15 protein-coding genes and 2 pseudogenes are annotated in these 13,029 nt (G+C 69.6%); 11 read left to right on the top strand and 6 right to left on the bottom strand.

The window, feature by feature from the left end:
- The 4 genes from CCN51_RS58450 to CCN51_RS41970 all read right to left on the bottom strand — a co-directional run.
- The coding region (locus CCN51_RS58450) for an LLM class flavin-dependent oxidoreductase (RefSeq protein ID WP_245881790.1) at window positions 1–425 on the bottom strand (425 nt) is incomplete at its 3' end.
- 40 nt (window positions 426–465) lie between these two features.
- The gene (locus tag CCN51_RS41980; RefSeq protein WP_043487513.1) at window positions 466–1,482 is read right to left on the bottom strand and encodes a zinc-dependent alcohol dehydrogenase; all 1,017 of its coding nucleotides are present in this window, start codon (window positions 1,480–1,482) and stop codon (window positions 466–468) included.
- A 113-nt stretch (window positions 1,483–1,595) separates the two neighbouring features.
- On the bottom strand, window positions 1,596–1,817 hold the full coding sequence (locus CCN51_RS41975; RefSeq protein ID WP_014179301.1) for a DUF397 domain-containing protein: 222 nt from the start codon (window positions 1,815–1,817) through the stop codon (window positions 1,596–1,598).
- Complete coding sequence (locus CCN51_RS41970) at window positions 1,814–2,638, bottom strand: helix-turn-helix domain-containing protein (RefSeq protein ID WP_014179302.1); 825 nt, start codon at window positions 2,636–2,638, stop codon at window positions 1,814–1,816. The genes CCN51_RS41975 and CCN51_RS41970 overlap by 4 nt, the downstream gene beginning before the upstream one ends.
- A gap of 234 nt (window positions 2,639–2,872) precedes the next feature.
- Between CCN51_RS41970 and CCN51_RS41965 the strand changes: the two genes are divergently transcribed.
- From CCN51_RS41965 to CCN51_RS41940, 7 genes and pseudogenes are all read left to right on the top strand, one after another.
- Window positions 2,873–3,205, top strand: coding sequence for a hypothetical protein (locus tag CCN51_RS41965; RefSeq protein ID WP_014179303.1), 333 nt, complete (start codon window positions 2,873–2,875; stop codon window positions 3,203–3,205).
- A complete protein-coding gene (locus CCN51_RS56135) occupies window positions 3,206–3,361 on the top strand; it encodes a hypothetical protein (protein ID WP_014179304.1) in 156 nt (51 codons plus the stop codon).
- A complete protein-coding gene (locus tag CCN51_RS41960; RefSeq protein WP_014179305.1) occupies window positions 3,358–3,603 on the top strand; it encodes a hypothetical protein in 246 nt (81 codons plus the stop codon). Before CCN51_RS56135 ends, CCN51_RS41960 begins: the two co-directional genes overlap by 4 nt.
- A 205-nt stretch (window positions 3,604–3,808) precedes the next feature.
- Window positions 3,809–4,099 carry a hypothetical protein gene (locus CCN51_RS41955; protein ID WP_014179306.1) on the top strand — a complete coding sequence of 97 codons (291 nt, stop codon included), beginning with the start codon at window positions 3,809–3,811 and terminating at the stop codon, window positions 4,097–4,099.
- Window positions 4,100–4,670: 571 nt separating this feature from the next.
- Window positions 4,671–4,900, top strand: a pseudogene (locus CCN51_RS41950) (ArsR/SmtB family transcription factor); the annotation flags it as partial.
- 172 nt (window positions 4,901–5,072) lie between these two features.
- Window positions 5,073–5,423, top strand: a complete 351-nt coding sequence (locus tag CCN51_RS41945) for an ArsR/SmtB family transcription factor (protein ID WP_043487516.1) — start codon at window positions 5,073–5,075, stop codon at window positions 5,421–5,423.
- A gap of 156 nt (window positions 5,424–5,579) precedes the next feature.
- A complete protein-coding gene (locus CCN51_RS41940) occupies window positions 5,580–6,587 on the top strand; it encodes a zinc-dependent alcohol dehydrogenase family protein (protein ID WP_014179308.1) in 1,008 nt (335 codons plus the stop codon).
- A gap of 186 nt (window positions 6,588–6,773) precedes the next feature.
- Here CCN51_RS41940 and CCN51_RS41935 read toward each other — a convergent pair.
- A pseudogene (locus CCN51_RS41935) lies at window positions 6,774–7,070 on the bottom strand (family 43 glycosylhydrolase); the annotation flags it as partial.
- Window positions 7,071–7,210: 140 nt separating this feature from the next.
- Window positions 7,211–8,782, bottom strand: a complete 1,572-nt coding sequence (locus tag CCN51_RS41930) for an MFS transporter (protein WP_014179310.1) — start codon at window positions 8,780–8,782, stop codon at window positions 7,211–7,213.
- 330 nt (window positions 8,783–9,112) lie between these two features.
- On the opposite strand from CCN51_RS41930, the gene CCN51_RS41925 reads away from it, so the two are divergent.
- The 4 genes from CCN51_RS41925 to CCN51_RS41910 form a co-directional block, all read left to right on the top strand.
- Window positions 9,113–9,895, top strand: coding sequence for a helix-turn-helix transcriptional regulator (locus CCN51_RS41925; RefSeq protein WP_238545457.1), 783 nt, complete (start codon window positions 9,113–9,115; stop codon window positions 9,893–9,895).
- A 428-nt stretch (window positions 9,896–10,323) separates the two neighbouring features.
- Window positions 10,324–10,575, top strand: a complete 252-nt coding sequence (locus tag CCN51_RS41920; RefSeq protein WP_014179312.1) for an acyl carrier protein — start codon at window positions 10,324–10,326, stop codon at window positions 10,573–10,575.
- 37 nt (window positions 10,576–10,612) lie between these two features.
- Window positions 10,613–11,848 carry a beta-ketoacyl-[acyl-carrier-protein] synthase family protein gene (locus CCN51_RS41915; protein ID WP_014179313.1) on the top strand — a complete coding sequence of 412 codons (1,236 nt, stop codon included), beginning with the start codon at window positions 10,613–10,615 and terminating at the stop codon, window positions 11,846–11,848.
- A partial coding sequence (locus CCN51_RS41910; RefSeq protein WP_107426201.1) for a beta-ketoacyl synthase N-terminal-like domain-containing protein occupies window positions 11,845–13,029 on the top strand: 1,185 nt, incomplete at its 3' end. The genes CCN51_RS41915 and CCN51_RS41910, both read left to right, overlap by 4 nt.

Genomic DNA, 13,029 nt, shown 5'->3' with positions numbered 1-13,029 from the left:
ACCGCCGCGATGGCCGCGGCGAACGCGTCGACGCGCTCGGCCGGGCCGGGGAACGGGATGCCGTACTCCGTGTGCTCCGCTTCGAACCACCCCGCGCCGAGCCCCAGCACCAGCCGCCCGCCGCTGAGCTGGTCGACGGTGCGGGCCATGTCGGCGAGCACATGCGGATTGCGGAACGCGGTGCAGCTGACGAGCGGGCCGATGGTGGCCCGGCTGGTCTCGACGGCCATCGCGGACAGCAGCGACCAGCACTCGAAGTGGTTGCCGGCCGGGTCGCCGTGGTGCGGCAGGAAGTGGTCCCAGGTCCAGATCGAGTCGACGCCCAGCGCGTCGGCCTCGCGCCAGGCGGTGCGGAGCTGGTCGAGCTCGGTGTGCTGGGGGTGCAGCTGCACGCCGACGCGCAGGGTGTTCTCGTGCGGGGGCACAGTGGTCCTCTCGGTAGTGGTGGGAATGCCGCCCGCGCGGCTACGGCGTCACGACGACCCGGTAGACCGGCGTCTCCGCGGCCTGCTTCAGCGCCTTCTCGACCTCGTCCAGCGCGTACCGCGCCGTGACCAGCGTCTCCAGCCGCCCCGTCAGCGCGCCCCCACGCAGCAGCTCGGCCGCCGCGCGCCAGTCCTCCGGATCGTGGCTGAAGGAGCCGGTGACCGTCAGCTGGCGGCGGTGCACCTCGTAGCCGGGCAGCTCGGCCGGCGGTCCGTCGGGGGAGCCGCCGAAGAGCACGATGCGGCCACCGTCGCCGACCGAGGCCAGCGCCACGGCGATGGCCTCCTTGGACGCGATGGTCACGAACACCACATCGGCGCGCGGCAGTTGGCTCAGATCGCCGGGGGTGACGGCGGCGTCCGCGCCGGCCGCGGCGATGGCGGCCAGCCGCTGCTCGTCCCGCTCCACCACGGCCACGCTGCGCGCCTGGAGCGCCTTGGTCACGGCGAGGTGCAGATGGCCCATGTACCCGGCGCCGACCACGGTGACCCGGTCGCCCGCCCGGAAGCCACCGCGGCGCAGCGAGTGGACCACGCAGGCGAGCGGTTCGCCCATGGCCGCGACGGCCGGGTCGGTGTCGCCCACGGACCACACCCGCGACGCGTCCACCTTGATGTAGTCGGCGAGCCCCGCGCCCATGGTGATCGCGCCGTCCTCGCGCTTGTGCCCCTGGAGGGCGACGCAGATGGCGGACTGCCCCGCCCGGCAGCTGCGGCAGGTGCCGCAGCGGGGCAGACCGTCGATGGTGACGAGGTCGCCGACCGCGGGCATGTCGTCCAGCCCGGCGGCCTTGGCGCCCACCCGTTCGACCCACCCGGCGATCTCATGGCCGGCGGCGGCGGGGTAGACGGTCATGCGTCCCGCGTACAGGTTGGCCTCCATGGTGCACACCCCGCACGCGGCGATGCGTACCAGCACCTCCGAGTCGCCCACGTCCGGTACAGGTATCTCTCTGATTTCCACCTGTCCTGGCGCGGTGATGACAGCTGTACGCATGGGAACTGCCTTCCGAATTACGGTCGTTGTGCCCGGAGGCTATGCCTGGGTTACGGACCGAGGCAAGGAAAAGATCACAAGCCGCGTGCGTCGGAAGGGAGTTGTCGGGCGAATCAGGTGGCGGGGAACTCCCCGCACCGTATGGCGGTGACGAACGCCGACCAGCCGTCCGCCGGGAACACCAGAGCCGGACCGTGCGGGTCCTTGCTGTCCCGGACGGGAACGACGCCGACCGGCGCGAAGCTCCGGGAGAATTCGACGCACTGCCCCCCATTGGACCCGCTGTACGAGGACTTGATCCACTCGGCGGCGGTGAGGTCGATGTCAGCGCTCATAAGGTGTACTCCTTGTACAAATCCTTGATCAGGGCAAGCGAATCATCCGGGGGTAGTGCGTGCGCCTGCAACCGTTCATAGTGACGCAGGGAGTCCGCGACCGTCGCCTCCTTGTCGTACAGCCTGCCTCCGTGCGGCCCGTCCGTGTACAGGACGGTTGGGCCGGAGCTGAACACGAGTAGCGTGAACGCCGACATGTGAGCCGCCGCGGCCCCGGCCGCGTAGGTGATCACCTGGATGTCGATGTCAGGGCTGTCAGTCGAGGTGATCAAATGCTGTAGCTGGCCCGCCATGACGGCGGGTCCGCCTACGACCGTCCGTAGACATGCCTCGTGAAAGACTGCCCACAGTGTGGGTGGGTTCTCCCGTTCCATCACTTCGCGGCGCCTTATGCGGGCATCGACCTTGCCCTTGATCACGTCGGCGCGCGCATGCGGGTACCCGGCGCGGAAGATCGCATGGGCGTACGCCTCGGTCTGCAGGATGCCCATGATGGTGCTGACCGAGTAGTCGTAGATGCGGGTCGCCTTCTTCTCCTGTTCGAGATAGGGGACGAACCAGCTCGGATGGTCTCCCTCGTCGATTCTCTTCAACAAGCCCACGAAGAGGCCATTCGTCCCGAAGGCCAGGTCGCACCCCCTGGCGAACCTCATGCTGGGCATCTGCTTCCCGGCTTCCACCAGGCTGACGTACCCATCGGAGTAGCCCGTGGCCTTGCCCAGCTGTTTCTGCGTGAGCTTGCGCCCAAGACGTACGCGCTTCACATCCGCCCCGAAGCGCTGGAGGGGATTCAAGATCTCTGGGGTGGTCGTCTCATCCAACGCCGTGACCTCCTGCTTCGGCGACCTGACGCAGTGTTGCAATGCAGGGCGAATCTGAATTTGCCCACTTAAGTCTGCCCAGCATACGGGGAGTTGTGCTCTTCTGGTGACCAATCGACTACTCCCGGTGCTGATCCGGGCGGTCAGTCGCGCCACACCACCGGCCACACGCAAGACCCCCGCAACCGCATGCACCGCGGCCCGGGGGCGTGGCCCACAACCCCTGGGAGGTTGATGAGCGTGTCAGAGGCTATCGCGTGGATCTTCGAAGCGCTGCTACGTCTACTGCTGCCACCGTCGGGCCGTCACCGCGCCGCGCCGCACCAGCACACGCCGACGATGCCGCGTCTGGCCCGCGTGCCACACGTACCCGCACAGCCCGCCCTCTCCGGGGCGCCGGACGACGCCGGTCCCGCCATGGTCCGGCCGTACGTCCTCGCGCACGAGCAACGCGAGGAGCGCGCTGCGCGCCGACTGCGGCGGCAGCGTCGGCGGACGCTATGGCTGGCCGTGCACGGAATCGACATCGGCCCGCGCGTCATCCATGGCGTCAGGGTGGTGGCGTAGATGACCACTCCGGCAACGCCCCCACCGCAGCAGGGGCAGGACGACGGACCGCAGGGGCAGGGCGGCGACGATCGCCCCACCCTTGAAGAACTGTGGCAGCAGTCCGCCGCCCTGAGCGAACAGATTGCCCAGCATCTGGGGCGGGGGCCGAAGTGACGAAGAGGACCAGCACCCCGCCCAGCCTCGCGGTCGGCATGGAGGTCTACGACCGGCATTACGACATGCCCGGCACGATCACCGACTTCGTAGGGCCATTCGTCTGCCTCACCCGCCCCACTGGCCTCACCTGGCGCTCGCCCCAGGCATCCGTACGCCCCGCCACCACGTACGAGCGGCGGCAACTACGGGCCATCGCGCGGCTTCACGCCCAGCGCCAACGAGGCATCACCCCCGCGTAGAACCTGCCCCTGCCGGGTGAACACCGTTCCGTTCCGCCACGGAAACACCCCGACAGGGGCGCGGGTCCGGTGGTTGAGCTTGCGGTGACTTTCGGACGGTGACACGCCGACGCCACGGCGTGTCTGTGTCCCGTATTCACCGCAAACTCAGGGCCCCGCGCAGTCAGAACTCACCGAACACTTCGCCAGAGCGGACGACCAACCCATGCCACATGGACCCTGGCACGCCGAATGGACGTTCATCAGCAAAAAGGGGGTCACCACAGGGACCGCCCACACGCCACGGTACGTGGACATCCGTACGGCCGTATTCAAGGCCGCCGACAAGTCACTCCGTGATCTGGCCCACGACGAAACCGCCGAGCGAGAAGAGCCCTGGAAACTCCTCGTCGGAGCCCTGTACTCCGAGGCCATGCTCATGGCGGACGAGCTCGGCACGTGGCAGTACGCGAGCCCCGACGGCTGGGCCGGCGTAACCATCCGATTCACCCCGTAGCCGCGATCGTCTCAAGGCGCCGGCGAGAAGGGGGAGGGGCACCGAGGCATCGTCGCCGTCCGGCCCAACGGGCCCTCACCGGCCAGCGCGCGGCGGAACGGTGGGCGGGCGGACGTATGGCGGATGGTCGCCTGGAACGGTGGGCGTCCCCGGTCCGGTTCGGGGCCTCCCCCACCCCCCCCTCTTAAAAAAGTGCTTGCTCTACATCAAGTACCACATCAACTACTTTTCTGAGAGGGGGTGGAGGGAGAGCCGATCCCGCCCGCCGGTGCCCGCCCGTTCGTCGAGCTCCCGCGCCTCGGTCCAGCGCTCCGCTGGGCTGACCGGTCGGCCACCGCGCGGCAGCAGCTGCGGCGGAGCGCAGCGGAGCCTGTTCTGAGTTCAGCCATCCGCCGGGCCGAGGAATCGGAACACCGGGCCAGCCGCCCCCTTCCCCTTCTCGCTGGCGCTTTGGGCCCGGAGGGTCCGAGACGAAAGCCGCACTCGCGCGAGCCGAATGCCGCGAGACGGCGCACAGGCACGGCGCAGCGCAGCCGACGCAAAGCGAAGCTACGCCAATGCGGAGCCGGCGGCCCTGCTGGGCCGCACCCGGGCCGCCGTCCTGCATGCCGTCGCCGCCGGAGCCACCACTGGCGAGCTCGCCCGTGCGGTGGGGGTCTCGGCGTCATCGGCCAGCCAGCACGCCACAGCTCTGCGGGGCGCCGGCCTCGTCGTCAGCCACCGAACAGCGCCTTCGTGCTGCACACCCTCACTCCGCTCGGGGCCGCCCTCCTGCGTGCCAACACGCCGACACCTCGATGACGACACGCGGCAACGGCCATGCGTCCCGCGTACAGGTTGGCCTCCATGGTGCACACCCCGCAGGCGGCGATGCGTACCAGCACCTCCGACAAGCCTCGTCGGCCGGTGGCCGAGGTGCTTCGATGGCGGTCGTACTATGAGCTGACGCGCAGAACCATCTCAAGGAGTCACTGTGGCCCGCCCTCGCGCCGCTGCACGGATAGTGGAGCACCCCGACGTATCGGAGGTCTCCCTCCAGCAGCTTCTGGAGGCGCTGGCGGATCCGGTGCGGCGCATGGTGGTGTCCCAGTTGGCCCGGGCGGATGAGGACATGAGCTGTGGCACGTTCCAGGCGCCGGTGTCGCTGTCGACTCTGACGCACCACTTCAACGTGTTGCGCGAGGCGGGCGTGATCAGGCAGTACTACCTGGGCACCGCGAAGATGAACACCCTGCGTACCGACGAGATGGAACAGCGGTTCCCCGGTCTGCTGTCCGCCGTGCTGGCCGCCTCGGTCGCGGAGGGTGAGGCGGGCGCGGTCTGACCCGTCCTGGTCTGGGGTTTCTCTGGTCTCGGACCCCGGGGTGTATTTCGATGGTGCTCAAAATTTGACGGTCATCGAACCTTGGGTGCAAGGTGGGTACAGGTACCGCTGACGCGGTGCGTTTCCCGATCCCCTTGCTCCTAGGACGGATGCACCATGGCAACACTCGTACAGTTCGACCGGCTCGGCGGCCCCGAGGTCCTGACCCTCCGCGAGGTGGAGGTGGGCGCTCCAGGGGCGGGAGAGGTGCGGATCCGGGTCGACGCGATCGGCCTGAACCGGGCCGAGATCATGTACCGCGAGGGCGGCTACTTCTACCAGCCGGTCTTCCCGTCCACGCTCGGTTACGAGGCCGCGGGCGTGGTCGAGGCCGTCGGCGAGGGCGTGGCCGGTCTCGCCGAGGGCGACCCGGTCGCGGTGGTGCCGGCGTTCCTCCAGAGCGAGTACGGCACCTACGGCGACCACGTCATCCTTCCGGCCATGGCCGTGGTGCCCCGCCCGGCGGACGTCGACCCGGTGCGGGCGGCGGCCGTGTGGATGGCGTACATCACCGCCTATGGTCCCCTCGTCGAGAGTGGCCGGGTGCGGCCCGGCGACCATGTCCTGATCACCGCGGCCTCCAGCAGCGTGGGCCTGGCCGCGATCCAGGTCGCCCGGCATGTCGGAGCGATCCCGATCGCCACCACGCGCGGCGCCGGCAAGAAGCAGCGCCTCCTGGACGCCGGTGCGGCGCACGTCATCGTCACCGACGAGGAGGACATCCCCGCCCGTATCAAGGAGATCACCGGCGGCGAAGGTGTCCGGCTGGCCTTCGATCCCGTGGCCGGCCCCGGCGTCGAGACCCTCGCCCAGGGCATCGCGCCCGGCGGCTTCCTGGTCGTCTACGGAGCCCTCGACCCGCGCCCCACCCCGCTGCCCCGCGCACAGTCCTTCCCGGCGCTGACCAGCAGCACCTACACACTCTTCGAGATCACGACGGACCCCGAGCGGCTGCGCCGCGCGGTCGCGTTCGTCAACGCGGGCCTCGCCTCGGGCTCCTTCGCCCCGATCGTCGACCGCACCTACGACCTCGCGGACATCGCCGAGGCGCACCGCTACATGGAGGCCAGCGGCCAGGTCGGCAAGATCGTCGTCACCGTCTCCCACGACGCCACGACGGCGTGAACTCGGAGCACCAAGGAGTCATGTCATGAACCGAGCCGTCCGCTTCCACCAGACCGGTGGACCCGAAGTGCTGCGCCTGGAGGAGGTCCCGGACCCCGTACCAGGGCGGGGCGAAGTCCTCATCCGCACCTCGGCGTTGGGGCTGAACCGAGCGGAGTCGATGTTCCGCCTGGGCCAGTACGGAATCGACCACACCTGGACGCTCGGCGCGGTGGAAAGACCGGCCAGCGTGGGCGATTTGCGCATGGTGAGCTCGCCGGTGAACGAGGTCGTCACCAGGTAGTAGTTGCCGTTGTAGTACTCCAGCCAGGGGTCGGCGCCCTTCTGCGCCTTGACCGGGTTGGTGTACGGCCTGCCGTCGGCCGCGGCGGCGGGCTGCGCGGACTGGACGGTGGCGGTGACGAATGAGGCGAGCAGGGCCAGTACTGCTGCCCCGAGGGTCAGCCTGTGGCGGACGCGGGTGCGGACGGGGGTGCGGAACACGACAAGTCCCTTCCGGCGGCGATGCGTTCGAGATTACGAACATTGTACGTAACTTCGGCCAGAAGGTAGAGGCGAGGCCGGAAGGGCGCCAATGGATCGGACGTATCCATGCCCTCAGCCGTGGTCGGCGGCGCGTGCCCTCAGCCGTTTTCGGCGGCGCGCTTGGGAAAGGGGGTCCGGCGGAACGTCCACCAGATGATCGCGGCGCCGAAGGCGGCCGCGGCGGCGCCGACGACGGATGCGACATGCATGGCGTGGACGAAGCCCTGGTCCGCGAAGTCGGACAGCCGGGGCAGGGACAGCCGCTGGGCGAGCAGCCGGGTGGCCTCGGGCGACTCCCCGGCGGCGTCGGCCTGCTCCGGGGACAGACCGTCCAGCTTCGGGGTGATCTCGTTCCGGTACACCCCGGCCAGGACGGAGCCGAGGACCGCGACCCCCAGCACGCCGCCGATCTGCCGCATCGAGTTGTTGACGGCCGAGCCCGCGCCGGTCCGGTCCGCGGGCAGGACGGACATGATGGCCTCGGTGGTGGGGGCGACCGCGGCGCCCATGCCCAGGCCCTGGAGGACCAGGAAGACCCAGAACAGGCCCAGGCCGCTGTTTTCGTCGAGGAAGACATAGCCGAAGAAGCCCACCGTGGCGATCAGCATGGCGCAGGTCACCACGGCCCGGACGCCGTACAGCCGGACCAGCCGGGCCGACAGCGGGGCGCCCAGCAGCACGCCGAGGGCCACCGGGGCGATGGACAGGCCGCACTCCAGCGGCGTCTGGCCGTGGACGCCCTGGAGATAGAAGCTGGTGTAGTACATCGAGCCGTTCACCCCGAAGAAGGTGAGCATCACCGCGACGCTCGCGCCGGTGAACCGCACATTGCGGAACAGCCGGACGTCGAATCCGGGGCTCGACACGCGTAGTTCGATCAGAACGAAGACGGCGACCAGGACCGCGCCGCCGGCCAGCGAGCCGAGGACGGCCGGGCCGGTCCAGTCGTTGCGGTGGCCGCCCTCGATGACGCCCCAGACGACGGCGAACAGCCCGGCGGTGGAGAACAGCACGCCCAGCGGGTCGAACTTCTTGCGGACCTTGGCGACCGCGCCGGGCAGATAGGCGAACGAGCCCACCGCGCACAGCACCACGATCGGCACATTGACCAGGAAGATCGCGCCCCACCAGAAGTGGTCCAGGATCGCGCCGCTGATCATCGGGCCGGTGGCGATGGCGATACCGCTGGAGCCGGACCAGATGGCGATGGCCATGGCGCGGTGGCGCTCGTCGAAGACCTGGGCGATCAGCGCGAGCGTCGCGGGCATGATCAGGGCGCTGCCCAGGCCCATCACCCCACGGGCGACGATGAGTTCGTCGGCCGAGCCGGAGTAGGCGGCCCAGACGGAGGCGGCGCCGAAGACGAGCATGCCGATGAGCAGCAGCCGGCGGTGGCCGTACCGGTCGGCGAGCACCCCGCCGGTGAACAGCAGCACCGCGAAGACCAGCGTGTACGAACTGATGCTCCACTGCAGCTGGTTCGGGCTGGCGCCGAGACCTTCGTCCGGGTCGGCCAGCGTCTTCAGCGCGACGTTGAGCACGGTGTTGTCCAGCCATACCGCCAGTTGGGACAGGACGAGCACCGACAGAGCGAGCCATTGGCGGCCGGTCGGCGACCGAGGCGGGTCGGCCGGCGCGGCGGCGGTGGTCGCGGTGTTCTGTGCAGCCATGTGTGCGGCGCCTTTCGGGACCCGGGGGTGAGTGGGTCCGCCGTCGTACGGCAAGGGACTCGTGCTGGCTTGAAGCGAAGTTATCAATGGGGACCGGGAGCCGCAGCCTCTTGGGCACAAGAACAAGGCTTATCTCGGCCTGAGTGAAGCCTGAGAACCGGTATATTCCCGCCGATGATAGGGCTCGTATACCCCGCTGGGTATGCCTTGCGATCGGGTGCACACCCTCGTTACTGTGCCGAAAAAGGAACCGGGGGGTGTCCTTTGAGCCAATTTCGAATTCAACAAGACGACGGTACGCCCATTGATGGAATTGAGGGGGAAGTGGGCGTGAGGGGGGCGATTCGGGCGGAGCCGGAAACGGGGGCCGACCACCTCGAACAGACCCTCGGGCAGGCGCTGCACCTGCTCGAGTCCGCGGTGCGCCACCACCGGCGCGCCACTCTCGCCTGTGTGACGGCCGACCTGCCCGTGGAGGGCGAGGCCGTGGCCGGATGGGTGGCCCGGCTGGTGCTGCGGGCCGAAGAGGACGTGATCTGGTCGCTGCCGGAGGTCGCCTCCGACGAGCACGCCAAGCTGACCGCCCAGACGTTCGCGCAGCTTCTGGACAAGGGTGTCCGGGTCAGGCTGCTGTGTCCGCAGGCGGTCATCCGGGGCGCGCGCTGGCAGCGGACCGTGGGCGAGCTGGGGCCCCGCGTGGAGGTCCGGGTGTCCAGCGCCGTACGCCAGGAGCTGGTCGTGGTGGACGGCGCCGCGGTCATCGCCCCGGATGCGGCGCCGGGGGAGCCGGGCGGGTCCCGGGCCTCGATGATCCAGAACTCGACCGTGGCCGACATGCTGTACGGGCTGCTGTGCGGCATGTGGGACGCGGCGCAGCGGCCGACCCGGCCGCTGTCCTTCGAGGGCGGGGCGCGGGGCAGGGTGCTGCGCGAGGTCCTGACCCTGATGGCCGAGGGGTACAAGGACGACGCGGCGGCCCGGAAGCTCGGGCTTTCGGTGCGTACGTACCGGCGCTATGTGGCCGACATCATGCGGGACCTGAGGGTCGAGTCGCGTTTCCAGGCCGGAGTGCGGGCTGTGCGCGCGGGGCTCATGGAGCCATACCCCGAGTGACCTGCCTGAGCCGTGCAACGGTCCGCCCTCCCAGCGGGGCGATATGGCTCGATCTCGTGGGTTCCAGGGTCTTTAGTGGTCCCCCTAGAGATGCGCCGCGGCCGCGCGTGCCGCGGCCGTCCGGCGTGGCCTCATGCTGCCTCGAGTCGCCTGACGGCGCCTCGGGCGGGCCGTCCGCGCGGCTTTGCGGGCGATACGGTGCTGTCCGTACCCCTTTTGTTGGCAACTTGCTGCAGCTTTACTGCGTACAACACCTGTGAACGGCCTATGGGCGGCAGGTATATGACAGCCGAGGTTACCAATCGGTCACCTCAGGCGAGGGGTGTGACAGCTAGTGGACTCCGGGGTTGTCGCGATCTGGAACCGGCGCTTAGCGTCATGGGCACGTTCCTCGCTTTGCCCATGCCCAAAAATGGAGGTGCGCGGTAATGGCCGCCATCGTCGAAGAGCGCCAGGAAACAATCAAGGAAATCGTCACGGATATCCTTGAGATAGATCCGGACGAGGTCACCGAGACCAGCCTCTTCAAGGAAGAACACGACGCGGATTCGCTACGGGCCATCGAGATTCTGGCGGCCCTGGAAAAGGAGTTCAACGTCGTCATCCCGCAGGCGCAGCTCAGCCGCATGACCAACCTCGAGGGTGTCTACGAGGTCGTCTCCGAAGCGGCCGGCTGGTAACGGACACCGTGGCGGACTCAAGCGAAGGCAGGGCGATATGCAGGGTGAGCCGGCCCGCAGGGTCGTGATAACGGGTCTCGGAACGGTGTCCGGCATCGGTGTCGGCACCGCCGAGTTCCTCGCCGGACTGCGGTCCGGGAAGAGCGCCGCGAAGCCGATCACCGCTTTCGACACCGAGGGGTTCGACCACGCCACGGCGTGCGAGATCACCGACTTCGACCCCGGCGAGTGGATCCGGCACCTCGATGTCCGGACCCTCGGCCGGGCCAGCCAGTTCTCCGTATCGGCCGCCCGAATGGCGGTGGCCGACGCCGGACTGACCGAGCACGACCTGCGGGACGTCCCGACGCTGATCTCCGTCGGCACCACCGACGGAGAGTCCAGGGACCTGGATCACCTGGTCGAGGTGGAGGTCGACCAGGGGCCCGAGCAGATGGACGCCGTCATCGCCCGCCGGGTCCCCGCCGGGCGGCTCTCCGCCGCGATAGCCCAGGAGTTCGGCCTCACCCGGGTGGAAGCCGTCACCCTTCCCACCGCCTGCGCGGCGGGGAACTACGCGATCGGCTACGGCTTCGACGCCATACGCGGCGGAGATGTGGACTTCGCGCTGTGCGGCGGCGCCGACGCCCTGTGCCGCAAGACGTTCACCGGCTTCTACCGGCTGGGCACCATCGCCCCCGAGCGCTGTCAGCCATTCGACAAGGACCGCAAGGGAATCCTCACCGGCGAGGGCGCGGGCATATTGCTGCTGGAGAGCCTGGAATCGGCGCTCGCCCGCGGCGCCCGTATCTACGCGGAAGTCCTCGGATACGGCCTCAACTGCGATGCGCACCACCCCGTCGCGCCCCACCAGGACAGCGTGGCCCGCTGTATGCGGATCGCCCTGGAGAATGCCGAAGTCAAGCCGGAGGAAGTCGACTTCATCTCCGCGCACGGCACCGGCACCAAGGCCAACGACGTGACCGAGGCGCGCGCCATCCGCCAGGTCTTCGGGGAGGACGACCCGCCCCGCACCGTATCCGTCAAGTCGATGATCGGCCACACCATGGGGGCCGCCAGCGCGCTGGCCGCCATCGCCTGCTCCCTCGCCCTCACCGAGGGCTTCATCCCGCCGACCATCAACCACGCGGAGACCGACCCCGAGTGCGCGCTCGACGTCGTGCCCAACCGGGCCGTCGACGCCGATGTGAAGATCGTGCAGAACAACGGCCTGGCCTTCGGCGGCAACAACGCCGTCGTGATCTTCGGCAAGCGCGACACGGACTGGTCATGAGCCAGCTGGTGACCGGCGCGGGCGCCGTGGCGAGCGTGGGCGAAGGCGTCGACGAGGTCTTCGCGGCGCTGTGCGCGGGCACCAGCGGGCGATGCGAACTGCGCGGCTTCGACCCGGACAGATACCGGGCGCGCCACGCGTACGAGATCGACGACCGCCCCGCCACGGGCGGCGACATACCCGGCCGCGCCACCGCGTGGCTGCTGCGCGCCGTCGCCGAGGCCGCCGCCCAGGCCGGCCTCGGCGACGATCTGAGCCGGGTGCCGGTCCTGGTCGGCACCGGTCTGCGGGAGCTGCGCTCGGCCGAACTGGCCTGGCGCGACGGCACCCCCTTCGACCCCGACCGGCTGCACTTCGGCGCCGCGCTGCGCGACCGCTTCGGCGCGGAGCGCAGCTACACCTTCTCGGGCGCCTGCTCGGCCTCCCTGTACGCGCTCGCCCTGGCCGCCGATCTGCTGGCCACCGGCGCCGAGGACGCCGTGGTCGTGGCCGGGGTCGACACCCTCACCGAGTCCATGTTCGGCCTCCTGGACCGGGTCCACGCCGAGCCGCCCGAGCGCGTCCAGCCCTTCGACCGGGCGCGCCGCGGGGTGCTGATGGGCGACGGCGCGGCGGCGGTGGTGCTGCGGCGGGACGAGCCGCAGGGAGAAATGTCGCAGGGGGGCGCCACCGGTGCGCCCCTGGGGCGGCTGCGCGCCGTCAGCATGAACTGCGACGCGCGTCATGTCACCGCCCCCGACCCCAAGGGGATCGCCGAGGCGGTGCACGAGGCGCAGTGGCGGGCAGGCGTCAAACCGTGCGATATCGATCTGGTCCTGCTGCACGGCACCGGCACCCTGCTCAACGACGAGGCGGAGGCGACGGCCATCACCGAGGTTTTCGGCCACGACGTGGGGTCGCCCCTGATGACCGCCATCAAGTCCATGACCGGCCACACCTCGGGCAGTTCGGGGCTGCTGAGCCTGATCGTCGCGCTCAAGTCGCTGTCCACAGGCCAGGTGCCGCCGACCCTCGGTCTGACCGACCCGGTCGCGGAGGCGGCGGACTTCCGCTTCGTACGGGAGCGGATCGAGGGCGCCGAGCTGAACGTCGCGCAGATCGACGCCTTCGGGTTCGGGGGTGTCAACGCGGTGGCCATCGTGGAGCGGATGGGCGCGGGTGCGGGCGCGGGTGCGGGTGCG

It is taken from the genome of Streptomyces milbemycinicus (assembly GCF_002154605.1).
In the GTDB taxonomy this organism is placed as follows: Bacteria; Actinomycetota; Actinomycetes; order Streptomycetales; family Streptomycetaceae; genus Streptomyces; species Streptomyces milbemycinicus.
This window is presented reverse-complemented; position numbering and strand designations above follow the sequence as displayed.

Bases quoted from the DNA above. Each gene is read 5' to 3' on its own strand.
- CCN51_RS41980 (WP_043487513.1), bottom strand. From the start codon at position 1,482: ATGCGTACAGCTGTCATCACCGCGCCAGGACAGGTGGAAATCAGAGAG.
- CCN51_RS41975 (WP_014179301.1), bottom strand. From the start codon at position 1,817: ATGAGCGCTGACATCGACCTCACCGCCGCCGAGTGGATCAAGTCCTCG.
- CCN51_RS41965 (WP_014179303.1), top strand. From the start codon at position 2,873: ATGAGCGTGTCAGAGGCTATCGCGTGGATCTTCGAAGCGCTGCTACGT.
- CCN51_RS56135 (WP_014179304.1), top strand. From the start codon at position 3,206: ATGACCACTCCGGCAACGCCCCCACCGCAGCAGGGGCAGGACGACGGA.
- CCN51_RS41955 (WP_014179306.1), top strand. From the start codon at position 3,809: ATGCCACATGGACCCTGGCACGCCGAATGGACGTTCATCAGCAAAAAG.
- CCN51_RS41940 (WP_014179308.1), top strand. From the start codon at position 5,580: ATGGCAACACTCGTACAGTTCGACCGGCTCGGCGGCCCCGAGGTCCTG.
- CCN51_RS41930 (WP_014179310.1), bottom strand. From the start codon at position 8,782: ATGGCTGCACAGAACACCGCGACCACCGCCGCCGCGCCGGCCGACCCG.
- CCN51_RS41920 (WP_014179312.1), top strand. From the start codon at position 10,324: ATGGCCGCCATCGTCGAAGAGCGCCAGGAAACAATCAAGGAAATCGTC.
- CCN51_RS41915 (WP_014179313.1), top strand. From the start codon at position 10,613: ATGCAGGGTGAGCCGGCCCGCAGGGTCGTGATAACGGGTCTCGGAACG.